A 24,421-nucleotide genomic window follows, 5' to 3' on the forward strand; every position below is an offset into this window, starting at 1 on the left:
GAAAATGGCGCGGTGCTGGGAAGCGTCTATGATACCGCGATTAGCAGCCGGGCTGCACTCGGTGCAGCGCCAGCAGCGCCCCGGCGGCGGCGGCGATTTTTTCCAGCAGCGCCTCGTCGTAGGGTAGCCACGGCACGGCGCCCAGCTTGCTCCCCTTCGCTACCGCCTCGATCACCGCCTCGGCGCCATACTTCGTGACCCTGCCGGTGGTCAGGTGGATCGCATGCTGGCCCACCATCAGGTGGCGCGCTTGCAGCGCCATCCGGCCATCCTCGATGTGGTCCGCGAATACCTGTTCCAGCACGGCGCGCCGCATACCCGCCATCGGCCCCGGTGCCAGGTTGGCCAGGTAAAACAGGCGCTGTTCGCGCTCCACGCTTTGCTCTTCCTCCACCAGCGCCAAGGCGCTGGCGCTGACCAGCAGGTCCCCCGCGCGGCACGCTTCCGAATACGCCACCGGCGCCATCGGCGTCAGCTGCGCGGGCGCCAGCCCGTTGGACGTGCAGGCGCCGCCCGCGCCTGGATACACGCGTCCCCCGAGGCGCAGCAATACGCGCCAGGCGCCGAACTGGCGCGACAAGCCTTCATCGTCATCCAGCCGCCAGCCTTCGCGGCGGGCCAGTCCCAGCAAGGTAGGCAGCGACAGCTGGTAGCCGGCAAATGGGGCGCTGCCGTCGCCGGGCGGTGCATATATTTCGCGATACACCTGGCGCAGCGGCTGGCGCACGCGCCGCCGCGTGACCAGCGCCTGCCAGGCGGCGCGCTGCTCACTGCTGCCGTACAGGGGATGCCACAGGCCGATGTCTCCTTGTTCAGGCAATTGCACTGGCTGCCCCTGCGCATCGATGGCCCCCTTCCCGTCGAGCATGAAGGCCAGTCCATCGCCCGTGCGCCAGACCAGCGCGCGCGACACCGTATCGATATCGGCATCGTCGCGCAAGGCGCGCCATTGGCCCAGGCCAAACCACACCTCGGTGGCGTATCCAGCTTCCAGGCGGCGCGCCAGCATGGCCTGGCGCCGCTTGCCCATGGGGCCGGGCATGCCGATCCTCCAGGCGATATCGGGCCGTTCGGCCAGCGCCCGTTCGGCCGGTTTCAGATTGCGTTCCAGTTTCTTGCGGATGCCCGCATGGCGTACCTGGGCCAGCGCCGCGCGCAGGGCCTGCAGGCTTTCGGGCGTGGGAATGGTTTCCACCGCATGGCCCAATGCCATCGCCAGCGATTGCGACGGCGCGCTCTTGGCCGCGCCGGGCGCCACGCATGCCAACGGCAACAAGACGGTGATCACGGGCCTGAACCAGGCATCATCGCGATAGGACGCCACCCGCGCGGCGCGCGCCAGCACCGGAGAGTCTGCCGTGGCAAAGGCGGCGTCGGCCGCATACGGCACGCTGCCGTCATGGATGGCGGCGATATGGCGCGCCGCCTGCTCCAGTATCGTGCGCGCAAAATCCACATACGCCGCATCGTCGGCCAGCACGTCGGCGGGATCGGCCTCGCCGATACTGTTGCGGTTCCAGAAGCTGCTGTGGGGCGAACCGGCCAGCGCCAGCAGGGACGCTTGCGCCAGCTGCGGCAGCAGTGCCAATTCCTGCAAGGTCAATGGCATCGGATAACGGGCGTGGCGCTCCTCCATTACCTGCGCAAATTGCGCAGGGGCGTCGCCGCCGGCAAGGCGCGCCAGCAGCCAGGCCTGGTAGGGCCGCTCGGCCCAGCCCGAGGTTGCGCCAAGAATGCGCCGCGCCTGCGCCGCCGTGCCTGCCGGCGCCTCGCCCTGCAGGCAGGCCAGGCAGCCGATGACATACGCCCATTCCAGGTTGTAATCAGCGGCCGCGTCGAGCGCGTCGAGGAACACGGCGCCGGCCAGCAATGGCGCCAGTCCGGCCTCGGTCACCTGTCCCAGCAGCGTGCGCGCCAGATTAAACCGCGTAATATCATCATGGCCGAAGCGCGCCGCGCGGTGCAACGCCCCCCAGATGGCACCCAGTTCTTCCGGTGTCCAGTCGTTGAAATCGACCGGCGGCCCCGCGAAACGCGCATGGTCGACGGCAGCGCCCTCGAGGCGTGCACGCAGCGCTGCGGCACGGCTGGAGATCTCAGTCTCCATCATCGGCCTCGTAGCGGCGCAAGCCTTCCAGGTCCAGCACGCGGATGCCGCCGTAATCGAGACGCAACAAACCCTTTTTTTCCAGCACCTGCAAGGCCTGGTTGGCGCGCTGGCGCGAGGAACCGGACAGCAGGCCGATTTCTTCCTGCGACAGTTGCACCAAGGTGTCCACGCTCGGGTACAGATGCGAATGGAACATCGAGGCCAGGCAGCGTGCCACGCGCGTGTTCAGGTCCAGCAGGCGTTCGTTTTCCACCATGCCGATGAACTGGCCCAGGCGCTCATTGAGCTGCATCAGCAGGAAGCGCGTAAATGGCAGGCTCGTTTCCAGCAGCCAGTGGAAGGTGGTGGCAGGCAAACGCGCCACGCGCGTATCGCGCACGGCGATGGTGTCGTATTTGCGCATCTCGCGCTTGAGCAGCGAACCTTCGCCGAACCAGCTGCCCGGTGACAAGCCCGTAAACGTCATGGCCTTGCCGGAAGCGGAAAAATTATTCATCTTGACCATCCCGCTGATGACGCCGATCCAGTTGTCCACCGGCTCGCCCTTGCGGCAGACAAAGCCGCCTTTCGGCACGAAAGTCTCGAACACATCGGCTTCGACCCGGGCCATTTGCACGGGATCGAGCAGCTGCGCCCAGTGGGCCGCGCGCACGGCATCCTTGAGGCTGATATCAGGATTGATCATTGTGCGATGCACCATCGAAAAGTGGGTAAATGTCCCCGAAAAGACAACTTGGCAAACTAACGCAGGCTACTATCATTGCACAAACGCCTTACACATAAAAAACACAGAGCGCCATCCAACGAGGTGGGGCCTGAGACAAGCAACAGGGAGACACTGGTGCAAACGAATACCACAGCAGCAATGCCGACTTTTCCGCGGCGCTTATTGCAACACGGGACAGTACGATCCGACAAGCCCGCATTTCGCGAAAAATACCTGGGCATCTGGCAAACCTGGACCTGGTCCGAGGTGAACGAGGAAGTGCGCGCGCTGGCCTGCGGCCTGGCCGCCATCGGCTTCCAGCGCGGCATGAACCTGGCCATCATCGGCGACAACCGTCCCCGCCTGTACTGGGCCATGCTGGCCGCGCAAAGCCTGGGCGGCGTGCCTGTGCCACTGTACCAGGACGCGCCGGCCGCCGACATGGCCTACGTGCTGCAGGATGCGGAAATCTGCTACGCCATCGTCGAAGACCAGGAGCAGGTCGACAAGCTGCTCGAACTCAAGGCCCTGTATCCGCACGTCGCCCACATCGCCTATGACGATGAACGGGGCATGCGCCATTACCGCCAGCCGGAGCTGACGTCCTTTGCCGCCCTGCAGACGCTGGGCCGGGCCTATGACCGCGAACACCCGGGCTTTTTCGACGCCGCCGTGGCAGCGGGCCAAGGCAGCGACTCGGCCGTGATCCTGTACACCTCGGGCACCACGGGCAAGCCGAAGGGCGTGTGCCAGAGCCACACGGCGCTGCTGGCAGCCGGCGAAGGCGGCGTCGCCTTCGACAAGCTCACCGACAATGAAGACATCCTGTCCTACCTGCCCATGGCGTGGGTCGGCGACTGCCTGTTCTCGCTGGCGCAGGCCATGGTGGCCGGCTTCACCGTCAACTGCCCCGAATCGGGCGACACGGTGATGATCGACATGCGCGAAATCGGCCCCACCTGCTACTTTGCGCCGCCGCGCGTGTTCGAGAACATGCTCACCAGCGTGATGATACGCATGGAAGACGCGAGCAGCATCAAGCGCCACATGTTCAGCCATTTCATGGACGTGGCCAAGCGCTGCGGCGCTCAGATATTGGACGGCAAGCCCGTGCCGCTGGCGGACCGCATCAGCTACAAGCTGGGTGAGCTGCTCGTCTACGGCCCCCTGAAAAACGTGCTGGGACTGTCGCGCGTGCGCGTCGCCTACACGGCCGGCGCCGCCATCGGCCCCGACCTGTTCCGCTTCTACCGCTCCATCGGCGTCAACCTCAAGCAGCTGTACGGCTCCACCGAAACCTGCGCCTATGTGTGTCTGCAACCGGACGGCAATATCAAGTTCGACAGCGTCGGTTTGCCCGCGCCGGGCGTGGAAGTCAAGCTGGCGGCCAATGGTGAAGTGCTGGTCAAGTCGCCCGCCACCATGAGCGGCTACTTCAAGCGTCCCGACGCCACGGCCGAAGTGATCGACGATCACGGCTACTTCCATACGGGCGACGCGGGCGTGTTCGACAGCGAAGGCCATCTGAAGATCATCGACCGCGCGGCCGACGTGGGCAAGATGAATTGCGGCGCCATGTTCGCGCCCAACTACATCGAAAACAAGCTCAAGTTCTTCCCCTTCATCAAGGAGGTGGTGGCCTTTGGCCATGCGCGCGACCAGGTGTGCGCCTTCATCAACATCGACATCGAAGCGGTGGGCAACTGGTCCGAGCGGCGCGGCATCGCCTACTCCGGCTACACGGACCTGGCGGCGCGCGCCGAGACCTATGGCCTGATCCGCGACTGCATCGAGCAGGTCAACGCGGAACTGGCGGCCGACCCCTTGATGGATCGCACGCAGGTGCACCGCTTCCTCGTTCTGCACAAGGAACTCGATCCGGACGACGACGAGCTGACGCGCACGCGCAAGGTCCGCCGCAAATTCATCGCCGAAAAGTACGCGGTGCTCATTTCCGCCCTGTATGAAGGCAAGACAACGCAATACATCGAGACCCAGGTGAAGTTCGAGGATGGCCGCACCGGTTCGACCAGCGCCGACTTGCAGATCTGGGACAGCAAAACGTACCGGCCCCAGGGCCTGGCCGCATGATGGAGCACAGCACGATGCAAATGAACGAACCCGACGCCCATTTCGGCACGGCCCGCAAGACGGGCCCCGTGATCCTCGACCTGAAGAACATTTCACTGTCGTTCGGCGGCGTGAAAGCGCTGACGGACATCTCCTTCGACGTGAAACAGCATGAAATCCGCGCCATCATCGGCCCGAACGGCGCGGGCAAAAGCTCGATGCTGAACGTGATAAATGGCGTGTACCGCCCGCAGCAGGGCGAAATCATCTACCGGGGCGAGCACCGGCGCGGCATGGATTGCTACGCGGCCGCCAAGTCCGGCATCGCGCGCACCTTCCAGAACATCGCCCTGTTCAAGGGCATGACGGTGCTGGACAACATCATGACGGGACGTAACCTCAAGATGAAGTCGAATTTCCTGCTGCAAGCCCTGTACTGGGGCCCGGCGCGGCGCGAGGAAATCGAGCACCGCAAGAAGGCCGAGGAAATCATCGACTTCCTGGAAATCCAGGCCATCCGCAAGACGCCCGTGGGCCGCCTGCCCTACGGCTTGCAAAAGCGGGTGGAACTGGGCCGCGCGCTGGTGGCCGAACCGGAAATTTTGCTGCTGGACGAACCGATGGCCGGCATGAACGTGGAAGAAAAGCAGGACATGTGCCGCTTCATCCTCGACGTCAACGACCAGCTGGGCACGACCATCGTGCTGATCGAGCACGACATGGGCGTGGTGATGGATATCTCGGACCGCGTGGTGGTGCTCGATTACGGCAAGAAGATCGGCGACGGCACGCCCGACGAGGTGCGCAGCAACCAGGATGTCATCAACGCCTATCTCGGCGTGGCGCACTAGACGAGGAATAGCAATGAATATCAATTTTTTCTTTGAAGTGCTGATCGGCGGCCTGCTGTCGGGCGTCATGTACGCGCTGGTGGCGATCGGCTTCGTCCTCATCTACAAGGCGTCGGGCGTGTTCAATTTTGCGCAGGGAGCGATGGTGTTTTTCGCCGCCCTCACCTGCGTCGGCATCATGGACAAGTTCGGCCTGTCGCTGTGGCTGGCCATCCCGCTGACGATGGTGACCATGATCGTGCTGGGCATGGCGATTGAAAAAGTCGTCTTGCGGCCCCTCGTCAACCAGCCTGAAATCACGCTGTTCATGGCCACCATCGGCCTGACCTTTTTCATCGAAGGCCTGGCGCAGCTGATGTGGGGCTCGCAGGTGCACAAGCTGGACCTGCCCATCGAAGACGTGCCGATGCCCTTCCTGATGGACCATTTCAATATCATCGTCTCGCAGTTCGACGTGGTGGCGGCCGGCATCTGCGCGCTGCTGGTGATCTGCCTGGCCTTGCTGTTCTCGAAAACCAAGGTGGGCCGCGCCCTGCGCGCCGTCGCCGACGACCACCAGGCGGCGCTGGCCGTGGGTATCCCGCTGCAGCGCATCTGGGCCGTCGTGTGGGGCGTGGCGGGCCTGGTGGCCATGGTAGCCGGCTTGCTGTGGGGTGCGCGCAACGGGGTGCAGTTCGCCCTCACCTTCATCGCCCTGAAAGCGCTGCCCGTGCTGATCCTGGGCGGCTTTACGTCGGTGCCGGGCGCCATCGTCGGTGGCCTGATCATCGGCGCGTCGGAAAAGCTGGCCGAAGTCTACCTCGGCCCCATGGTGGGCGGCGGCATCGAAGGCTGGTTCCCGTATGTGCTGGCCCTGCTGTTCCTGCTGGTGCGTCCGGAAGGCTTGTTCGGCGAGAAAATCATCCGGCGAATATAAGGCCCCAAGAGCATCGTAGGTCGGATTAGCCGAAGGCGTAATCCGACAAACACCCCAACAGCCAGTAAAGGACACGCCATGATTTACCGTGAAGCAGGACAATTCAAGACCAGCTACCAGGCTGACAACCAGATTTTCCCGATCAGGCAAGACCGCCTGGCGCTGACGGCCACGCTGCTCGTCGCCGTCTTCCTCCTGCCGTATTTCGCTTCGCCCTACATGCTGTCGGCGATCCTGATCCCCTTCCTGATCTTCGCCCTGGCGGCGCTGGGCCTGAACATCCTGACCGGTTACGCGGGCCAGCTGTCGCTGGGCACGGCCGCCTTCATGGCCGTGGGCGCCTTTGCCTCGTATAACTTCATGGCCCGCCTGCCTGGCTTGCCGCTGCTCGTGTCCTTCATCCTCGGCGGCCTGTGCGCGGCCATGGTGGGCATCGCCTTCGGCCTGCCCTCCTTGCGCATCCGCGGCTTTTATTTGGCCGCTTCCACCCTGGCGACGCAGTTTTTTGTCGTCTGGTGCCTGACCAAGATTCCGTATCTGACCAACTACAGCTCCTCGGGCGTGATCACGGTGCAGAAGATGACCATCCTCGGCTACCAGTTCGATACGCCGCAAAGCAAATACCTGCTGGTGCTGGCCATCGTTGCCGGCATGGCGCTGCTGGCCAAGAACATGATCCGCTCGAACGTGGGCCGCTCGTGGATGGCCGTGCGCGACATGGACATGGCGGCCGAAGTGATCGGCTTTCGATTGATGCGCACGAAGCTGCTGGCGTTTGCCGTCAGCTCCTTCTACTGCGGCGTGGCCGGCGCGCTGTATGCGTATGCCTACCTGGGCACGGTGGAACCGGAAGCGTACAACCTGGACCTGTCCTTCCGCATCCTGTTCATGATCATCATCGGCGGCGTCGGTTCGATTCTCGGTTCCTTCCTCGGCGCGGCCTTCATCGTGCTGCTGCCCGTCTTCCTGAACACCATCGCGCATGGCCTGGCATTGCCGACCAGCGTGGCTTCGAACCTGGAATTGATGGTGTTCGGCGCGCTGATCATTTTCTTCCTGATCGTCGAGCCGCACGGCCTGGCCAGGCTGTGGCAGATCGCGAAGGAAAAGTTGAGACTCTGGCCCTTCCCCCATTAATTTTTTGCAGTCGATGTCGGTTCACTTGAATACCAAATAAAACAAGAGGAGACACACAATGAAACACATCAAATCGCTCATGCTGGCCGCCGCCATCGCCAGTGCCGCACTCACCATGGCAGGCAGCGCGCAAGCGCAGGACAAGGAACAGTACATCGCCCTGCCGTCCTATCGCGTGGGTCCTTACGCAGCCGGCGGCTCCGGTTTCTACGGCGGCATCATCGATTACTTCAATCTGGTCAACCAGGCCGGCGGCGTCAATGGCGTGAAAATCAGCTGGGAAGAATGCGAAACCGAATACAACCCGTCGCGCGGCGTCGAATGCTATGAACGCCTGAAAACCAAGCAGGGCGGCGCCACCCTGGTCGAAACCCTGTCCACGGGCGTCGCCTACGGCATCCTCGACCGCGTGGCACAGGACAAGATCCCCATGACGATGATCGGCTACGGCCGCTCGGACGCCGCCAACGGCAAGGTCTTCCCGTATGTGTATCCGCTGATCTCGAGCTACTGGAGCCAGGCCGCCGCCATGATCAAGTACCTGGGCGACAAGGATGGCGGCATGGACAAGCTGAAAGGCAAGAAGATCGTCCACCTGTACCACGATTCGGCCTTTGGCAAGGAGCCGCTGCCCGTGCTCGAAGCGCTGTCGAAACAGTACGGCTTCGAACTGGTAAAAATTCCCGTCGCGCCGCCAGGCAGCGAACAGCAATCGCAATGGCTGCAAATCCGCCAGGCCAAGCCGGACCACGTGATCCTGTGGGGCTGGGGCGTGATGAACTCCGTTGCCATCAAGACGGCGCAGCGCAACGGCTTCCCGCGCGACAAAATGCTGGGCGTCTGGTGGGCCGGCTCCGAGGAAGACACGATTCCATCGGGTGACGCGGCCAAGGGCTACACGGCGATGACGTTCAATACCCCGGGCAACTACCCCGTGCTCGACGACATCCGCAAGAAACTCTACGCGTCCGGCAAGGGCAACCTGTCCGACCAGTCGCGCATCGGCTCCGTTTACCACATGCGCGGCGTGACGGCCGGCATCCTGTGGGTGGAAGCGATCCGCGTCGCGCAGGAAAAATTCGGCAAGGGCAAACCGATCACGGGCGAGCAAATGCGCTGGGGCCTGGAAAACCTGAACGTCGACGACGCGCGCCAGAAGGCAGTCGGCGCGCTGGGCATGTTCCCCACCGTGAAAACCAGCTGCGACGACCATGAAGGCTCGGGCGCCGTCAAAGTGCAGCAGTGGGATGGCAAGAAGTGGACCGCCATCACGCCGAAATGGATCGTCGGCGACAAGGCCCTGGTGCGCAAGCTGGTCGAGGAATCGTCGGGCAAGTACGCCGAAGAGAAAAAGATCACGCCGGCATGCATGAAGTAAGCCGCGTTCGGGATGGTGTCGGGTTACGCGCCACGCGCTAACCCGACCTACCTGGATACGAAGTAGGTCGGATCAGGCCGCAGGCCGTAATCCGACAAGCACCACCACCTATGAAAACGAAGCAGCCATGAACCATACTGCCACTGAAACACCGCCGCCCTACCTGTCGGTGAACAACATCGAAGTCATCTACGACCACGTGATCCTGGTTCTGAAGGGCGTGTCGCTGCAAGTCCCGCAGGGCAAGATCGTGGCGCTCCTGGGTGCCAACGGCGCCGGCAAGTCGACCACCCTGAAAACCATCTCGACCCTGCTGCGCGGCGAACGGGGCGACGTCACCAAGGGCGAAGTCCAGTTCAAGGGCGAGCGCGTGGACCAATTGACGCCGAATGAACTGGTCAAGCGGGGCCTGTCGCAGGTGATGGAAGGGCGCCACTGTTTCGGCCACCTGACCATCGAGGAAAACCTGCTGACGGGCGCCTACACGCGCAGCCTGTCGCGCGGCGAACTGAAAGACGCGCTGGACAAGGTCTACCACTACTTTCCGCGCCTGAAAACGCGGCGCAGCAGCCAGGCCGGCTACACCTCGGGCGGCGAACAGCAGATGTGCGCCATCGGCCGCGCGCTGATGGCCAAGCCGTCGATGATTTTATTGGACGAGCCCTCGATGGGCATCGCGCCGCAGATCGTCGAAGAGATCTTCGGCATCGTCAAGGATTTGAACCACAAGGAAAACGTGTCTTTCCTGCTGGCCGAACAGAACACCAACGTGGCCCTGCGCTACGCCGACTTCGGCTACATCCTGGAAAACGGACGGGTCGTGATGGAAGGGCAAGCCCAGGAACTGGCCAGCAACGAAGACGTCAAAGAGTTTTACCTGGGCGTGTCCAGCGCCGGGCGCAAGAGCTTCCGCGACATGAAGTTCTACCGCCGCCGCAAGCGCTGGCTGGCCTGACGCGGGAGGCAAGTCATGGACCTGGAACGGGCGAAGCAAGTGTGCCGCGGCTTTCCTGGCGCGACCGAAGACATCAAGTGGAGCAACGTGCTGGCGTTTTGCGTCGGCGGCAAGCTGTTCGCCCTGTGCGGCGCGGAAGCGCACAGCACGCGCGGCATGAGCTTCAAGGTCGATGCGGAGCGCTTCCTGGAATTGACGGACCGCACCGGCTTTCGCCCGGCGCCCTACCTGGCGCGGGCCAGATGGGTACTGGTCGCCAGTCCCGACGCCCTCGACGACGACGAAATGGCCGCCCTGCTGCGCCGCTCATACAGCCTGATTTTTGCGGGGCTGACGAAAAAAATGCAACGTGACATTGGAGAATCCGCAACATGACCGATACGCTCGACAGTCTGGAAGCACGCGCCCCCGAAGCGCGCGAACGCGAATTGATGGCCGGCCTGCCGCAGCTGATCGCGCGCGCGCAACAGGCGCCGGGCTGGGCCCGCATCCTCGATGGCGTCAACGCGGCCGACATCACCAGCCGCGCCGCGCTGGCGCAGCTGCCCGTCACGCGCAAGTCCGACCTCAAGCAATTGCAGCACGGCGCGCTGCCGTTCGGCGGCTTGAACACGACACCGAAGAACGCCCTGTCGCGCGTCTTTGTCTCGCCCGGCCCCATCTTCGATCCGGAAGGGCGCGGCCCAGACTGGTGGCGCTTCGCGCGGCCCATGTACGCGGCCGGCGTGCGCGCCGGCGGCTTGCTGCAAAACTGCTTTTCGTATCACTTCACGCCGGCCGCCTTCATGGTCGAAGGGGGCGCCGCGCGCATCGGCTGCACCGTCATCCCGGCCGGCATCGGCCAGACGGAAATGCAGGTGCAGGCGATGGTCGACCTGAAGCCGGACACGTATATCGGCACGCCGTCATTCCTGAAACTGATCATCGAGAAGGCGCGCGAAATGGGCGCCGACATCAGCAGCGTCACCAAGGCCGTGATGGGTGCGGAAGCCTTGCCCGAATCCCTGCGCAGCTGGTTTGCCGCGAACGGTGTGCCGCACGTGTTCCAGACCTATGCCTCGGCCGATATCGGCAGCATCGCCTATGAAACGGCCAGCAATGGCAAGCTCAATCCAGGCATGGTCGTGGACGAAAACGTGCTGCTGGAAATCGTCCACCCGGGCAGCGGCATTCCCGTCGCGCCGGGCGAAGTGGGCGAAGTCGTCGTCACCGTCTTCAATGCCGACTATCCGCTGATCCGCTTTGCCACGGGCGATCTGTCGGCCGTGCTGGTCGATACGCCGGAGTCGCCGTGCGGCCGCACGAATACGCGCATCAAGGGCTGGATGGGACGCGCCGATCAAACCACCAAGGTGCGCGCCATGTTCGTGCATCCGTCGCAAGTGCATGAAATCGCGCGCCGCCACCCGCAGATCAAGAAGGCGCGGCTGGTGGTATCGGGACGCATGGCCAACGACGAAATGGCTTTGCATTGCGAAGTCGACAATCCCCATGACGCCAGCGGCACCGAGGCCATCATCGGCTCGATCCGCGAACTGACCAAGCTGCGCGGCGAAGTGGTGCTGGTGGCCGTGGGCAGCCTGGCACAGGATGGGAAAATAATCGACGATGTGCGCGATTACAGCTAGGCGTAGCGCACGGATGGCGTTTGCGGGATAATACCCGCATTCATCATCAGCCCCATTCATCGCCATGCAAGAGTCCATGCAAGAATTTCATCACAATCGTGCCCGTGACCTGATCAAGAACGCGGAACTGCTGTTCGACCAAGACGCCGTGCAGGCGTCGATCACGCGCATGGCCGATGTGCTCAACACGCGCTTCAACGCCGAGGACTCGAAAGAGTTCCCGCTGGTGCTGGGCGTGATGGGCGGCGCCGTCGTATTTACGGGCAGCCTGCTGCCGCAACTGAGCTTTCCGCTCGAATTCGACTACATCCACGTGAGCCGCTACGGCGACGACGACAAGGGTGGCGAAGTGGTGTGGAAAGTCATCCCCCGCTCGAACGTTGCGGGCCGCACCGTCATCGTGCTCGACGATATTCTCGACGAAGGCGAAACCCTGGCGCACGTCAAGCAGCGCTTGCTGGACATGGGTGCCTCGGAAGTGATCCTGGCCGTATTCGCCGACAAGGCCATCGGCAAGAAAAAGCCCGTGCAAGCCGACATCGTCGGCCTGGTGATCCCGAACCGCTTCGTCGTCGGCTTCGGCATGGATGCGTATGGCTACTGGCGCAACCTGCCGGGGCTGTGGGCCATCAAGCCTGAGGATTTGAAGCAGGAGTGATGGCGGTGTTGTCGGATTACGCGCTGCGCGCTAATCCGACCTACCAGTGCCCGGTGGCGTAGGTCGGATTAGGCCAAAGGCCGTAATCCGACAACTACCACCAGTGTTACAACTTCAACCGCGCGCGCGCCGCATCGTATTCGGCCTTCAGGCGCGCCACCATCTCTTCCACGCTCGGCACGTCGTCCATCAAGCCCACGCCCTGGCCCGCGCCCCAGATGTCGCGCCAAGCCTTGGCGCTGCCGGAGCCGAAATTCATCGCGCTCTTGTCCGCTACGGGCAAGGCTTCCGGATCGAGTCCGGCCGCTTCGATCGATTTTTTCAGGTAATTGCCGTGCACGCCCGTAAACAGGTTGGTGTAGACGATGTCCGCCGCGCTGGAATCGACGATGGCATCGCGGTAGCCGTCGCTGACGTTCGATTCCTTGGTCGCCAGCCAGCGCGAGCCGATGTAGGCGAAGTCGGCGCCCATCGCTTGCGCGGCCAGCACGGCGTCGCCCGTGGCGATGGAGCCGGACAGCGCCAGCGGGCCGTCGAAGAATTTGCGCACTTCGCCCACCAGCGCGAACGGCGACAGGGTGCCCGCGTGGCCGCCGGCGCCGCTGGCCACCAGGATCAAGCCATCGACACCGGCTTCCAGCGCCTTTTTCGCGTGACGGATCGAGATCACGTCATGCAGCACGATGCCGCCATAACTGTGGATGGCGTCGAGCATTTCCTTGGGCGGCGCGCGCAGCGAGGAAATGATGATGGGGATTCGGTGTTTCACGCACACTTCCACGTCGTGCGCGAGGCGGTCGTTCGACTGGTGCACGATCTGATTGACGGCGATCGGCCCGACTTTCTTGTCCGGATTGGCGGCCTGGAAAGCGGCCAGTTCGGCCTGCAGCTCCGTGAGCCATGTGTCGAGCAATTCGGCGGGACGCGCGTTCAGGGCCGGGAACGAACCGACGATGCCGGCCTTGCACTGCGCCGCGACGAGGGCCGGGCCGCTGGCGATGAACATCGGCGAAGCGATAACGGGTAAGGAGAGGTTTTGCAACGCAACAGGCAATGCCATGGCGGACTCGCTGGAAAGTTGATCGGGATGAGAAACACACTGAGCTTGATTATAGTGCAGAAAAAGTACGATCGTGCTGAATTTATCGCCTGACCGTTTCAGCCCTCGTTAAGCAAGTACTCACCCTCGACACGCGCCGCCGTGGCCCGCATCAATTGTGAAACGGCCCACTCGGCCAGCGCGGCCGATTCCTGGCGCAGGAAGCGCCGGTTGGCCTCTTCGAAGACGGGCATGCCGCGCAGCAGGGCCGGTATGTCGGCGAGGGCGATGCGCTGGCGTTCCAGCAGCAGGAATTTCAGCAGCACTTTTACGGCGTTCTGCGCATTGCGCACGGGGTCGGACGCCAGGTAATCGAGGCGCGAATACGCGCGCTGCAAGGCGCCGGCGGCGTCCTGGAACGGCCGCCCGTGGCCGGGGATCACCACGCGCACGTCCAGACCGGCGATCAAGTCCAGGGTGGCGCGCGCTTCAGGAAAGCCGGAGCCGCCATCGAGTTCGGGGAAGATCACGCCAAAGCCGTTTTCCCACAGGGCGTCGGCGGAGATCAGGATGCCCTCCTCGGCGCAGTAAAAAATCAGCGAGTGCGGGTCGTGGCCCGGCGCGCCCAGCGCTTGCCAGCGCATGTCGGCCAAGGTCAATGTGTCGCCGGGCGAGACGGTGGCGTCAAAGCCGAAGCGCGGGCATTGCTGGCCCGTGGCCTGAAAACTCAGGGCGTCGACATCCCACGCGCGCACCTTGTCCGCTTCCGACACGGGAATGGCCGTATGGCAGCCGTATTGCGCTTGCAGCAGCGCGTTGCCGCCGCAATGATCGGAGTGCAGATGGGTGTTGAACAGGCGGTCCAGCGGACGGCCATCGAGACTGTGGCGCAGCAGGGCCAGGGTTTGCGGCGCATGCGTGACATAGCCGCTGTCGATCAGGGCCGTGTCGTCCCGGCCCAGGAACAGGATGTTATTCGACGAAAGCCAGCCGCGTTCGAACACCTGCATGGCATCGGGGAACAGCGCTGGCAATCGCGGCATGGCTTCCTCAGTAGTCGGGCTCGAAGTCGAGCAGTGATTCGCGTCCTGGCAATTCGGCCCACACGGCGCGCTTGAAGTCATCGTCGGCACGGCTCCAGGCGATGATCTCGTCGAGCGTGCGCAAACAGCCTTCGCACAAGCCGCTGTTGCGGTTCATCTTGCACAGGCTGACGCAGGGCGACGGTACCGGCGACGGCAAGGGGAGCGGAACGGCTGGCGGAGGTGGGTTGGCGACCATCATGGAGCGGCATCGGTAAACGTGAAGGCTTTCATTATGCCGCGAAACGGCGCCGGCGAGTCGGCGGCATCGTCATGCAATGTTTCTGTGAATATATTTTCCAGAGTAAAAATGATCAAAAACGCATCTTCGGGAAATTTATTTTGCGGTGCACTCTCACTCTGCGCGTGCCCGTCCTACAACACGAACAGGCCAGATCCTGCTTGACTTGGGATATTACACAACTATACTACCATCCATACAGATGGCAATTGGATGCCACATGGAGTTTTTGGAGAGATATGGCCAAGCAAGACAGCAAGCCCAAAATTGGGGAATCCGAGAAAATCACGATCAACCTCGGCTTGATCGACCTGGGGCAGATCGATCTGCTGGTCCAGGAGGGATTTTATTCCAACCGTACGGATCTGATCCGTACGGCCATACGCAACCAGCTCGGTATCCACGCCGACGTGGTGAGACAAACCGTCGCCCGTAAAAGCCTGGTATTGGGCATGCAGCATTACTCGCGCGCCGACCTGGAGGCGATCCAGGCAGCCGGCCAGCGCCTGCAGATACAGGTGCTGGGACTGGCCAGTATCGCCAGCGATGTCTCCGTGGAACTGGCACTGGCCACCATCGAGTCGATTTTCGTATTAGGTGCCCTGCACGCCAGCACCGTCGTCAAGACGGCGCTCGCAGGGCGAATTCACTAGCGTATTGGTTCGCGGCGATGACCCGGCCGATGCGCTGCACCGTTAAGGATGGTCATGAAACTACCTATCAACATGTTGGCGCAGATGCGCGCCGCAACCCGCAATCTGATGGGCAGCGGTCCCGCCGCCGCCACCGAAGCGATCCAGCAGGCGCTGTCCGCCGCCGGCCTGACGCCGCAAGCGGCAGCCACGCAAACGCCGCCACCACAGCCGATGCGCGACATTAATCCGCCACCTGCGCCGCAAGCCAGAGCCGAGCAGCCGCAAGCTGCCGCCGCGCCAGAAACGCCTGCCGCGCCACCCACGCCCGCACAGGCGGCGCAGGACTTCGCGCAGGATTTCATGTCGCGCCTGGGCGTGCCCGCCGGCCTGGGCCAGCACAGCTTCGACATGCCCAGCTTCGAACTGCCGAATTTCCACCCGCCCGGTTTCAATGCGCCGGCCGCCACGCCGGTGGAGATCCCCGCTGGCGCGCAGTTCATCGATGGCGTGTACCGCAACCATGCGGGCACGCGCTCCTACAAACTGTACATCCCCAGCAGCTACCACGGCCAGGCCATGCCGCTGATCGTGATGCTGCACGGCTGTACGCAAAATCCCGACGATTTCGCCGCCGGCACGCAGATGAATGCGCTCGCCGAAGAAAAGGAATGTTTTGTCGTCTACCCGGCGCAAACGCAGGGCGCCAACAGTTCGCGCTGCTGGAACTGGTTCAACGCCATCGACCAGCAGCGCGACCAGGGCGAACCGTCGCTGATCGCCGGCATCGCCCGGCAAGTGATCGACGAATATCCTGTGAATGAACGCGAAGTGTTCGTTGCCGGCCTGTCGGCGGGCGGCGCCATGGCCGTCATCGTCGGCACCTTGTACCCTGACCTGTTTGCCGCCGTCGGCGTGCATTCGGGCTTGCCCTTCGCTTCGGCGCAGGACTTGCCGTCGGCGCTGGCGGCCATGAAGGGCGGCGCCATGCCCAATGCCCAGCGCAAGGCGCCGGCCGGCGGCGTGCCCATCATCGTCTTCCATGGCGACCGCGACACCACCGTCAACCTGCGCAATGGCGATGAACTGATCGCCCAGGGCGTGCGCAGCCAGGCGGGCGGCAAGGCGGCCAAAGCCGCATCCATCGACGGCAGCGTGCCGAATGGCCACCGCTACACGCGCACCACGCACAGCCAGGCCGACGGCTCGCCGCTGGGCGAGTACTGGGTCATCCACGGCGCCGGCCATGCGTGGTCCGGCGGCAGCGATAACGGCAGCTATACGGATGGAAAAGGCCCGGACGCGAGCCGCGAAATGCTGCGCTTCTTCAAGACCGTCAGCTGATGTTCTCGGTATAGGGCGCGATCTGCCGCTGCTTGTCGGCGATCTCGCATACGCCGTCGGCATAGCGGTGGGAGATGGCGATGAACTGATCCTGGATCTGCAAAAAGGCGTCGACGATCTCGGCGTCGAAATGCGAACCGCGTCCCTCGACGATGATCTGCACGGCTTGCGCATGATCCATGCCCTGCTTGTAGATGCGCCGGCTGATCAGGGCGTCGTACACGTCGGCCAGCGCCATCAGGCGCGCCGAAATCGGGATGTCTTCGCCAGCCAGCCCTTGCGGGTAGCCGCTGCCATCCCATTTTTCATGGTGGCTGTAGGCGATCTCCTTCGCGTACTTGAGGAAATCGACTTCGATGCCCAGTTCGTGCTCGGCCGCCAGGATGGCGTCGCGCCCCAGGGTGGTGTGCGTCTTCATGATGGCCATTTCGTGCGGCTCGAAACGTCCCGGCTTGAGCAGGATATGGTCGGGGATGCCCACCTTGCCGATGTCGTGCAACGGCGCCGTCTTGAACAGCAGTTCGATATTCTTGTCCGTCAAAAAATCGCGGAAACGCGGCAAGCCGCGCACCTTCTCGGCCAGCGCCTTCAGGTAGTGCGAAGTGCGGCGGATATGATTGCCCGTCTCGCTGTCGCGCGTCTCGGCCAGCGAGGCCATGGCGTGGATGGTGACGTCCTGCAGCGCCGCCACTTCCTGCACGCGGCGCTCCACTTCCGTTTCCAGGTAATGATTCTGGTCGCGCAGGAAATCCTGCATCTGCTTCATCGCCAGCTGCGTCCTGATGCGCGCCAGCACGATGGGCGCCGAGATCGGCTTGGTGATGTAGTCGACGGCGCCCAGGGCCAGGCCCAGCTGCTCGTCCGCCACTTCGCTCATGGCGGTGACGAAAATCACGGGGATGCCGGCCGTGGCGGGATCGGCCTTCAGCGCGCGGCACACGTCGTAGCCGCTCATGCCCGGCATCATGATGTCGAGCAGGATCAGGTCGGGCTGGTCACTGCCGGCGGCGATCTTCAGGGCGCGCTCGCCATTGACGGCGATCTTGGTGCGGTAGTCGTCTTCCAGCACCGCGCGCAGCAGGTCGATATTGTCTGGCGTGTCGTCGACCACCAGGATGGTTGGCTTGCTTGCCGGCGCTCTCATGCCCGTCCTTCGTTCTGCATCATTATCCTTCTCACAGTGTCAGCTCCAGCGCATCGGCCACTTCGCCCAGCTGCGCCAGCGCACCTTCGAAATCGTATTGTCCCAGCATGCGCTTCAACTGGCGCGCATGTTCCGCCTGCCCTGCCGCCACCAGCACGGGACCGATGCCGTCGAGGTGCTTGACGGCCTGCGCATCGTCCTGCAGCAGCAGCTGCGACAGTTCGCGCAAGCCCGCTTCCAGGTGCGCCCGGTCCACCGGCGCCACGTGCGCCACCACCGCGCCGCCCGCCTCGGCCGCATGGCCGCGCGACTGCATGGCCAGCACGATCTTCGGCACCAGCTCGTCGAGCGCCAGGGTGCAGGCGGCCAGCGCCTGCGGCAAGCCGTCGTGCGAGCCCAGGCTGAGCAAATGCTCGACCCGCGCGGCGCTGTCGGCCAGGCCGCCGGCGCCGATATTGCCGGCCAGGCCTTTCAGGGTATGCGCTTCGCGGATCGCCGTTTCCAGCTGGTTGTTTTCGATGGCGGCAACGATGCGCTGCATGGCGTCGAACTGGGTTTCCACGAAGCGGTCCAGCAATTTTCGCATCAAAGCGGCATTGCCGCCCACGCGGCGCATGGCATCCGCCATTTTCAGGCCGGCGATCACGGGCAGCTCCGCTTCCGGCTGCGCCACCACCGCCGCCATTTCCTGCGGCGTGGCCGGCGCGATCCAGCGCGCCAGGGTGCCGAACAGCTGCGCCACGTCGATCGGCTTGGCGATGAAATCGTTCATGCCGGCGTCCAGGCATTTTTCCTTGTCGCCCACCATGGCATTGGCCGTCATGGCGATCACGGGCAAGTTCGAATAACGGGGATCCTGGCGCAGTTTGCGCGTCGCCTGGTAGCCGTCCATCACCGGCATCTGGCAATCCATCAGCACGCCGTCATAGGCGTTTTCCGCGATCTTCGCCAACGCGATGGCGCCATTGCCCGCGATGTCGACACGGATGCCGGCGTCGTTCAGGATATGCTGCGCCACCTCCTGGTTCACTTCATTATCCTCGACCAGCAGCAGCCAGGCGCCACGCAGGGCGCGTTCGTCGTCGCGGTAGCTGCTCTGGCGCTGCGTCTTGCGGCTCTGCCCCGTCACGCCGCCAAACACGAACGCAATCTGGTCGAGCAGGGTCGAGGCGCTGATCGGCTTGTTCAATACGCCGTCGAGCGGCAAGTCGCGCTGGCGCGCCGCCTCCAGCAGCGCTTCGCGATGGAAGGCCGTGACCATGATGCAGGCCGGCGTAGCATCGATGCCGGCGGCATCGGCGCGGATGCCGGCCAGGGTATCGAGGCCGTTCATGCCCGGCATTTTCCAGTCCATCAGCACCAGCCCGTACGGCCGCCCCTCGGCACGCGCCTGCGCCACGGAGCCGATGGCCAGCACGCCGCCAGACACGGCACGCGCCTCGAAGCCCAGCGCCGTCAGCATGCTGACGAAGATTTCACGCGCGCTGGGATTGTCGTCGACCACCAGCACGCGCAAGCCCTGGAATTGCTGCGGCAATAGCAAATTATCGCGCGGCACGGCGGCCAGGCCGAAGCGGGCCGTGAAGAAAAAGGTGCTGCCCACGCCCGCTTCGCTGACCAGGTCGATCTCGCCTTCCATCATTTCCACCAGGCGCTTGCTGATGGTCAGCCCCAGGCCCGTGCCGCCATGGTGGCGCGTGGTGGAGGTGTCGGCCTGCGTAAAAGCCTGGAACAATTTGCTGCGCTGGGGCGGCGTCAGACCGATGCCCGTGTCGCGCACGTCCACGCGCAGCACGGCCGCATGTTCTTCCAGCTGCTGCAGGCGGATGGTGACGACGATCTCGCCCTTGTCCGTAAATTTGATCGCGTTGTTGGTCAGGTTGATCAGCACCTGGCCCAGGCGCAGCGGGTCGCCCTGCAAGGCGTTCGGCACGTCGGGGGCGATGTCGAACAACAGTTCGAGCCCCTTGTCCTGCGCGCGCATCACGGACAGGTCGGCGATCTGCGCCAGCACGTCCTCGAGGAAGAAATCGACTTTTTCAAAGGCCATCTTGCCCGCCTCGATCTTCGAGAAATCGAGGATGTCGTCGATGATGGCCAGCAGGTTCTTCGACGCCGATTCCACCTTTTCCAGGTAGTTGCGCTGGGTCGACGTGAGTTCCGTCTGCAGCGCCAGGTGGGTCATGCCGATGATGCCGTTCATCGGCGTGCGGATTTCATGCGACATATTGGCGAGGAAATCCGACTTCATCTTGGTCGCATCCTCGGCCACTTCGACGGCGTGGCGCAGGTCCTGCTCGACGGCCAGGCTGGTGCTCATGTCCTTGAGCGCCTGGAGCAATTCGCCCGTCTCGTCGCGCGACGTCACTTCGATGACGGAACTGAAGTCGCCATTGGCCACGCGCGTGGCGATCGCCACCGCCTCGCCCAGCGGACGCGTGATCGAGCGCGCCGACCACGCAAAGGCGAGACCCGTCAGCAAGGCCGCCAGGCCGATGCCGCCCATCAGCAGCAGCGAGGTACCGATGTCGTTGCGTATCCGTGCCGCGCTGTCGCGGATCTGCTGCTGCTGCAAGTCGTCGAGCTGGCCCACGTACAGCAGCACTTTTTCCAGCACCGGCAAGGTCTGCGTCTGCACGGCCTGCTCGGCGCGGGCATGCTCGCCGCGTTCGACCAGTTCGAACATCGCCTTGAGCGACACATAGTAGTCGGCGCGTGCCAGGTGCATCTGTTCCAGCAGGCGCCGTTCCTCGGGCCGCGCATCGAGACCGTCGAGAATGCGCACCTGCTCATCGATGCCTTGCTTGATCGCTTCCAGGCGCGCCTGGTTCGCCTGGCGCAGCGCCAGCTCGTGCTGGTTCGGCAGGTTGCCGATGCGCGTGGCCGCCTCGCGCGCCAGCCCGTGGATCTTGCTGGTGGCCTTGGCGGCGACCCAGTCGCGCTGCAGGATATCGTCCGTCTCGGCGCGGATGGCATAGATGCGGCTGCCAGAGAGAACGATGACGACCAGCATCAGCACGATCAACATGGCATAACCGGCATTGATGCGCACGCCGATACTGATATCCCTGAAGCGCATGACTTTCCTATAAGAAATTCTTGAAAATCGAAGTCTGAACGTATTCCCCTACAAAATGCAAGGTCTTTTGCAAAGGAAAAAGCACGCCGATGCGCTTATTTGACCGGCGTTGCTGCCGGGCGCGTCAAGGTGGCGATATGGGCTTGCAGGCAGGCGGGGCACCAGCAGCCCATGGCGGCGCTGCCGGGCACGGGAACGGCCGGCGGCAGGGAGACGCACCAGCAGGGCTCCTTGGCGTCCGGGTCAAGCTGGCCGCACTGGAAAGTGGCGCCGCACAGGCTGCACTGGCTCATGGCTGTGTTTGAAATGGCAAGTGTGTGTCATGCTGCGCCGGGAGGCGACGCAGATGTAACGGGCAGTAAAAGGGCTGGCTGGGGGACATATCGGGCCAGACTATAGGATCATCAGGGAAAATACAACAAGATCGCCCTATAATGCCTCCAGGATTTTCTTCTTCCCTGTAAAATCGCACAAATCTATTTTCCGGACTCGCCATGAATCAACTAGCTAACTTGAACCTGGACATGAATGACGACTTGACGGCGGTGTCGCCGCAGATCAAGGCGCAGATTCTGGCCGAGGCCCTCCCCTACATCCGCAATTTCCACGGCAAGACCATCGTCATCAAATACGGTGGCAACGCCATGACGGACGAACGCCTGAAGCACGGCTTCGCGCGCGACGTCATCCTGCTCAAGCTGGTCGGCATGAACCCCGTCGTGGTACACGGCGGCGGACCGCAGATCGACAACGCGCTGAAAAAAATCGGCAAGCAAGGCACCTTCGTGCAAGGCATGCGCATCACCGATGAAGAAACCATGGAAGTGGTGGAGTGGGTGCTGGGCGGCGAAGTGCAGCAGGATATCGTCATGCTGATCAACCATTACGGCGGCCAGGCAGTAGGCCTGACGGGCAAGGATGGCGGCTTGATCCGCGCGCGCAAGATGCAAATGCCGGACCGCGAACATCCGGGCGAATTCCTCGACATCGGTTTTGTGGGCGAGATCGACGCGATCAACCCGGCCGTCGTCAAGGCGCTGCAGGACGACGCCTTCATTCCCATCATCTCGCCTATCGGTTTCGGCCAGGATGGCCAGGCCTACAACATCAACGCCGACGTCGTGGCGGGCAAGATCGCGGAAATCCTGAAAGCGGAAAAGCTGATCATGATGACCAACATCGCCGGCGTCCAGGACAAGCAGGGCAACCTGGTAACCGACCTGTCCGCGCGCGAAATCGACGAGATGTTCGCCGATGGCACGATCTCGGGTGGCATGCTGCCGAAGATCTCGTCCGCGCTCGACGCCGCCAAGTCCGGCGTGAACACGGTGCACATCATCGACGGCCGCATCGAACACTCATTATTGCTGGAAGTGTTGACCGAGCAGGCTTTTGGTACTATGATCCGTTCGCACTAAAAAAATCGCAATGCATCACAGCGAGTAGTTTGGCGGCGCAGATCACCTGGCGCCGCTTTTAATTTGCCCTTGTAGCTCAGTGGTAGAGCACTCCCTTGGTAAGGGAGAGGCCACGTGTTCGATCCACGTCAAGGGCACCAGTATCCTTTCCCCGCAGCTGAAAAACTGTCCATGGCAGCGTTGTCCTTCCTCGCCGACCATGCGTACTGTCTTCGTCTCGGCGCCTTGCCCTGAACACTTTTCATCTACTCTGCCGCCGTTTGTTGCGCGGCTAAGCCAGTTTTACCTCTTCAGCAGTTCTTCAATACACCCGCTCGACCTTCAAGCCCTTTTGACGCAGCAAGTCCGGCACGCTTTTTTCTCCGACCAGGTGCAGCACGCCGATGGCGGCCAGGCTGTGCTTTTCGCGCGCCAGGAGTTTGGCGATGCCGTCGGCCAGGGCCGGGTTGCGGCCATCCAGCAACACCTTTTGCACGAACTGCGCGGCGAACGAGGGGTCTGTTGCCGCCTTTGCCGCCAGCTTGTCGAAGGCGGCCGCGTCGGCGTTGCGCCAGGCGTTGGCGATGTCGCGTGCTTCCTGGCTTTGTTCCTGGTCCTCGATCGACGCCACGCCGTCTTCCAGGAAGCGACACTGGTCAACCGGCGTCATCGCGCCGAACAGCGCCATCTGGCCTTCCATCGATTCGAGTTCCACCACGGGGATCTTGCGCGCCTTGGCTTGCTGCGACAGGTAATTGTCGACGGCCAGGTCGGAGCGGTAGCCAAGCGTGGAAAATTCGCCGATGGCCAGCACGCTGGCCAGCATCCACGGCTTCATCGGCGCCACCGCTTCGGGCGCGATGCCGTATTTTTGCAACAGCGGCGCCAGACGCGGCGCCAGGGTCTGGCGGCAGTCGGCAGGCACTTTGCCGCCCGGCGCCTCCATGCCGTATTTCAGCACGGCGCTGACGGCCTTGCGCGGATCGGCGCCCGGATCGATCTCCAGCGCCAGCGCGCCGGCGCCGTCCAATGCCTGCGTCACCGTCGGCTCGAGCGGGTAAAAATCGGGCGCGCCGACGTGGATGGTACCGAACAGATACAGGGTGTGACTGGCGTCCTGCACCTTGAACAGGGCGCCACGGTTTTGCGCCACTGGCGGCGCTTCGGCCAAGGCCGCCTGCAACGGTGGCAAGAATAATCCGCAAAACATCACTATAATCTGGCGTCGCATGGTTTTCCTGATTGTTGAATTTTTCATCTTCTCTCGCTAGCAAAGACTCCTGTGCCTGTGTCCCATCTTAACCGCTCGTCGCCGGTCTGGCTGTTTGACCTCGACAACACGCTGCACAATGCCTCGCACGCCATCTTCCCCACCATCACGGCCAATATGAATACCTATATTGCCCGCGTACTGGGCGACGGCGTGACGCCGGCCGACGACGCTATCGTCAATGCGGCGCGCGCGGCCTACTGGCGCCGCTATGGCGCCACCTTGCTGGGCATGGTCAAGCACCATCAGGTGCAGGCCGCGCATTTTCTGCACGAGACGCATGCGTTCGACGATTTGCGCGCGATGATACGCGCCGAGCGGGGGCTGGGGGCTTTACTCAAACGCCTGCCTGGCCGTAAAATTTTACTCACCAACGCGCCGCTGCGCTATTCGAGCGACGTGATGCGCCACCTGGGCTTGCGCCGGCATTTTTCACACCACGTCGCCATCGAAGCGATGCATGTGCACCGCCAGTTGCGGCCCAAGCCATCGACCCTGATGCTGCGCAAACTGATGCGCAAGCACCACATCCGCCCCGGCCGCTGCATCCTGGTGGAAGACACCCTGGCCAACCTGAAGGGTGCGAAAAAACTGGGCCTGCGCACGGCCTGGATCACGCAATACCTGAAAATAGCCGATCCGATCGGCGTGGCGAAGTTGCCCAAGGCGTTAAATCGCCCCGCTTACGTCGATGTCAAAGTAAAATCTGTCCGGCATTTGGCACGCCGCCTTCACCGTCTGCGTTGAAGGGGACTCCTGGGCTTCCGGTTGACGCTGGAAGCCG

The 24,421-nt window shown here is 63.2% G+C and carries 22 protein-coding genes and 1 tRNA gene; 14 read left to right on the forward strand and 9 right to left on the reverse strand.

Annotated features, from left to right (window positions below):
• Nucleotides 1-40 precede the first annotated feature (40 nt).
• Both GYK42_RS01695 and GYK42_RS01700 read right to left on the reverse strand, forming a co-directional pair.
• Entirely contained in the window at nt 41-2,110 is a 2,070-nt protein-coding gene (locus GYK42_RS01695; RefSeq protein ID WP_166446072.1) for a DUF4132 domain-containing protein, read from the reverse strand.
• Nucleotides 2,097-2,795, reverse strand: a complete 699-nt coding sequence (locus GYK42_RS01700; RefSeq protein ID WP_166446073.1) for a Crp/Fnr family transcriptional regulator — start codon at nt 2,793-2,795, stop codon at nt 2,097-2,099. The genes GYK42_RS01695 and GYK42_RS01700 overlap by 14 nt, the downstream gene beginning before the upstream one ends.
• Before the next feature lie 180 nt (nt 2,796-2,975).
• Between GYK42_RS01700 and GYK42_RS01705 the strand changes: the two genes are divergently transcribed.
• The 9 genes from GYK42_RS01705 to GYK42_RS01745 all read left to right on the forward strand — a co-directional run bounded on the left by GYK42_RS01705 (nt 2,976) and on the right by GYK42_RS01745 (nt 12,409).
• The gene (locus GYK42_RS01705) at nt 2,976-4,907 is read left to right on the forward strand and encodes an AMP-binding protein (RefSeq protein ID WP_166446242.1); all 1,932 of its coding nucleotides are present in this window, start codon (nt 2,976-2,978) and stop codon (nt 4,905-4,907) included.
• A gap of 14 nt (nt 4,908-4,921) precedes the next feature.
• Nucleotides 4,922-5,737 carry an ABC transporter ATP-binding protein gene (locus tag GYK42_RS01710; RefSeq protein ID WP_029496076.1) on the forward strand — a complete coding sequence of 272 codons (816 nt, stop codon included), beginning with the start codon at nt 4,922-4,924 and terminating at the stop codon, nt 5,735-5,737.
• A 19-nt stretch (nt 5,738-5,756) separates the two neighbouring features.
• A complete protein-coding gene (locus GYK42_RS01715; RefSeq protein WP_185982135.1) occupies nt 5,757-6,653 on the forward strand; it encodes a branched-chain amino acid ABC transporter permease in 897 nt (298 codons plus the stop codon).
• Between the two features lie 78 nt (nt 6,654-6,731).
• Nucleotides 6,732-7,790 carry a branched-chain amino acid ABC transporter permease gene (locus GYK42_RS01720; protein WP_034752817.1) on the forward strand — a complete coding sequence of 353 codons (1,059 nt, stop codon included), beginning with the start codon at nt 6,732-6,734 and terminating at the stop codon, nt 7,788-7,790.
• A gap of 58 nt (nt 7,791-7,848) precedes the next feature.
• Nucleotides 7,849-9,168, forward strand: coding sequence for an ABC transporter substrate-binding protein (locus GYK42_RS01725; protein ID WP_034752814.1), 1,320 nt, complete (start codon nt 7,849-7,851; stop codon nt 9,166-9,168).
• Between the two features lie 127 nt (nt 9,169-9,295).
• Entirely contained in the window at nt 9,296-10,123 is an 828-nt protein-coding gene (locus tag GYK42_RS01730) for an ABC transporter ATP-binding protein (RefSeq protein WP_046681884.1), read from the forward strand.
• A gap of 15 nt (nt 10,124-10,138) precedes the next feature.
• On the forward strand, nt 10,139-10,498 hold the full coding sequence (locus GYK42_RS01735; protein WP_166446074.1) for an MmcQ/YjbR family DNA-binding protein: 360 nt from the start codon (nt 10,139-10,141) through the stop codon (nt 10,496-10,498).
• The gene (locus GYK42_RS01740) at nt 10,495-11,751 is read left to right on the forward strand and encodes a phenylacetate--CoA ligase family protein (RefSeq protein ID WP_166446075.1); all 1,257 of its coding nucleotides are present in this window, start codon (nt 10,495-10,497) and stop codon (nt 11,749-11,751) included. Before GYK42_RS01735 ends, GYK42_RS01740 begins: the two co-directional genes overlap by 4 nt.
• A 76-nt stretch (nt 11,752-11,827) precedes the next feature.
• Complete coding sequence (locus GYK42_RS01745) at nt 11,828-12,409, forward strand: hypoxanthine-guanine phosphoribosyltransferase (protein WP_058049341.1); 582 nt, start codon at nt 11,828-11,830, stop codon at nt 12,407-12,409.
• Between the two features lie 106 nt (nt 12,410-12,515).
• Here GYK42_RS01745 and GYK42_RS01750 read toward each other — a convergent pair whose 3' ends face one another.
• The 3 genes from GYK42_RS01750 to GYK42_RS01760 form a co-directional block, all read right to left on the reverse strand.
• Complete coding sequence (locus tag GYK42_RS01750) at nt 12,516-13,469, reverse strand: NAD(P)H-dependent flavin oxidoreductase (protein WP_166446076.1); 954 nt, start codon at nt 13,467-13,469, stop codon at nt 12,516-12,518.
• 98 nt (nt 13,470-13,567) lie between these two features.
• The gene (locus GYK42_RS01755) at nt 13,568-14,491 is read right to left on the reverse strand and encodes an MBL fold metallo-hydrolase (protein WP_166446077.1); all 924 of its coding nucleotides are present in this window, start codon (nt 14,489-14,491) and stop codon (nt 13,568-13,570) included.
• 7 nt (nt 14,492-14,498) lie between these two features.
• Complete coding sequence (locus GYK42_RS01760; RefSeq protein WP_240943371.1) at nt 14,499-14,732, reverse strand: DUF1289 domain-containing protein; 234 nt, start codon at nt 14,730-14,732, stop codon at nt 14,499-14,501.
• Nucleotides 14,733-15,010: 278 nt separating this feature from the next.
• Between GYK42_RS01760 and GYK42_RS01765 the strand changes: the two genes are divergently transcribed.
• Nucleotides 15,011-15,424, forward strand: coding sequence for a CopG family transcriptional regulator (locus GYK42_RS01765; RefSeq protein ID WP_101483396.1), 414 nt, complete (start codon nt 15,011-15,013; stop codon nt 15,422-15,424).
• 54 nt (nt 15,425-15,478) lie between these two features.
• Nucleotides 15,479-16,747 carry an extracellular catalytic domain type 1 short-chain-length polyhydroxyalkanoate depolymerase gene (locus GYK42_RS01770; RefSeq protein WP_240943372.1) on the forward strand — a complete coding sequence of 423 codons (1,269 nt, stop codon included), beginning with the start codon at nt 15,479-15,481 and terminating at the stop codon, nt 16,745-16,747.
• Here GYK42_RS01770 and GYK42_RS01775 read toward each other — a convergent pair.
• From GYK42_RS01775 to GYK42_RS01785, 3 genes are all read right to left on the reverse strand, one after another.
• Entirely contained in the window at nt 16,740-17,891 is a 1,152-nt protein-coding gene (locus GYK42_RS01775) for a response regulator (protein WP_166446078.1), read from the reverse strand. The two genes, GYK42_RS01770 and GYK42_RS01775, sit on opposite strands and share 8 nt — an antisense overlap.
• Before the next feature lie 31 nt (nt 17,892-17,922).
• Nucleotides 17,923-20,970: a response regulator gene (locus tag GYK42_RS01780; protein ID WP_166446079.1), complete on the reverse strand. Its 3,048-nt coding sequence runs from the start codon at nt 20,968-20,970 to the stop codon at nt 17,923-17,925.
• 95 nt (nt 20,971-21,065) lie between these two features.
• Complete coding sequence (locus tag GYK42_RS01785; RefSeq protein WP_166446080.1) at nt 21,066-21,263, reverse strand: cysteine-rich CWC family protein; 198 nt, start codon at nt 21,261-21,263, stop codon at nt 21,066-21,068.
• Between the two features lie 231 nt (nt 21,264-21,494).
• Here GYK42_RS01785 and argB point away from each other — a divergent pair, with 231 nt between their 5' ends.
• Together argB and GYK42_RS01795 are read left to right on the forward strand one after the other, a co-directional pair.
• Nucleotides 21,495-22,388 (forward strand): acetylglutamate kinase, encoded by an 894-nt coding sequence (gene argB / locus GYK42_RS01790; protein ID WP_010393729.1) that lies wholly within the window; start codon nt 21,495-21,497, stop codon nt 22,386-22,388.
• A gap of 65 nt (nt 22,389-22,453) precedes the next feature.
• Nucleotides 22,454-22,528 (forward strand) — tRNA-Thr (locus tag GYK42_RS01795).
• A 161-nt stretch (nt 22,529-22,689) separates the two neighbouring features.
• Here GYK42_RS01795 and GYK42_RS01800 read toward each other — a convergent pair.
• Nucleotides 22,690-23,559 (reverse strand): TraB/GumN family protein, encoded by an 870-nt coding sequence (locus GYK42_RS01800; RefSeq protein WP_240943374.1) that lies wholly within the window; start codon nt 23,557-23,559, stop codon nt 22,690-22,692.
• Nucleotides 23,560-23,649: 90 nt separating this feature from the next.
• On the opposite strand from GYK42_RS01800, the gene GYK42_RS01805 reads away from it, so the two are divergent.
• Nucleotides 23,650-24,384: a pyrimidine 5'-nucleotidase gene (locus GYK42_RS01805; RefSeq protein ID WP_166446082.1), complete on the forward strand. Its 735-nt coding sequence runs from the start codon at nt 23,650-23,652 to the stop codon at nt 24,382-24,384.
• Nucleotides 24,385-24,421: the final 37 nt, after the last annotated feature.

Source organism: Janthinobacterium lividum (assembly GCF_011601275.1).
GTDB classification, from domain to species: domain Bacteria; phylum Pseudomonadota; class Gammaproteobacteria; order Burkholderiales; family Burkholderiaceae_D; genus Janthinobacterium; species Janthinobacterium lividum_E.

Bases quoted from the DNA above. Each gene is read 5' to 3' on its own strand.
- GYK42_RS01695 (WP_166446072.1), bottom strand. From the start codon at position 2,110: ATGATGGAGACTGAGATCTCCAGCCGTGCCGCAGCGCTGCGTGCACGC.
- GYK42_RS01700 (WP_166446073.1), bottom strand. From the start codon at position 2,795: ATGATCAATCCTGATATCAGCCTCAAGGATGCCGTGCGCGCGGCCCAC.
- GYK42_RS01705 (WP_166446242.1), top strand. From the start codon at position 2,976: ATGCCGACTTTTCCGCGGCGCTTATTGCAACACGGGACAGTACGATCC.
- GYK42_RS01710 (WP_029496076.1), top strand. From the start codon at position 4,922: ATGCAAATGAACGAACCCGACGCCCATTTCGGCACGGCCCGCAAGACG.
- GYK42_RS01720 (WP_034752817.1), top strand. From the start codon at position 6,732: ATGATTTACCGTGAAGCAGGACAATTCAAGACCAGCTACCAGGCTGAC.
- GYK42_RS01725 (WP_034752814.1), top strand. From the start codon at position 7,849: ATGAAACACATCAAATCGCTCATGCTGGCCGCCGCCATCGCCAGTGCC.
- GYK42_RS01730 (WP_046681884.1), top strand. From the start codon at position 9,296: ATGAACCATACTGCCACTGAAACACCGCCGCCCTACCTGTCGGTGAAC.
- GYK42_RS01735 (WP_166446074.1), top strand. From the start codon at position 10,139: ATGGACCTGGAACGGGCGAAGCAAGTGTGCCGCGGCTTTCCTGGCGCG.
- GYK42_RS01740 (WP_166446075.1), top strand. From the start codon at position 10,495: ATGACCGATACGCTCGACAGTCTGGAAGCACGCGCCCCCGAAGCGCGC.
- GYK42_RS01745 (WP_058049341.1), top strand. From the start codon at position 11,828: ATGCAAGAATTTCATCACAATCGTGCCCGTGACCTGATCAAGAACGCG.
- GYK42_RS01750 (WP_166446076.1), bottom strand. From the start codon at position 13,469: ATGGCATTGCCTGTTGCGTTGCAAAACCTCTCCTTACCCGTTATCGCT.
- GYK42_RS01755 (WP_166446077.1), bottom strand. From the start codon at position 14,491: ATGCCGCGATTGCCAGCGCTGTTCCCCGATGCCATGCAGGTGTTCGAA.
- GYK42_RS01760 (WP_240943371.1), bottom strand. From the start codon at position 14,732: ATGATGGTCGCCAACCCACCTCCGCCAGCCGTTCCGCTCCCCTTGCCG.
- GYK42_RS01765 (WP_101483396.1), top strand. From the start codon at position 15,011: ATGGCCAAGCAAGACAGCAAGCCCAAAATTGGGGAATCCGAGAAAATC.
- GYK42_RS01770 (WP_240943372.1), top strand. From the start codon at position 15,479: ATGAAACTACCTATCAACATGTTGGCGCAGATGCGCGCCGCAACCCGC.
- GYK42_RS01775 (WP_166446078.1), bottom strand. From the start codon at position 17,891: ATGAGAGCGCCGGCAAGCAAGCCAACCATCCTGGTGGTCGACGACACG.
- GYK42_RS01780 (WP_166446079.1), bottom strand. From the start codon at position 20,970: ATGCGCTTCAGGGATATCAGTATCGGCGTGCGCATCAATGCCGGTTAT.
- GYK42_RS01785 (WP_166446080.1), bottom strand. From the start codon at position 21,263: ATGAGCCAGTGCAGCCTGTGCGGCGCCACTTTCCAGTGCGGCCAGCTT.
- argB (WP_010393729.1), top strand. From the start codon at position 21,495: ATGAATGACGACTTGACGGCGGTGTCGCCGCAGATCAAGGCGCAGATT.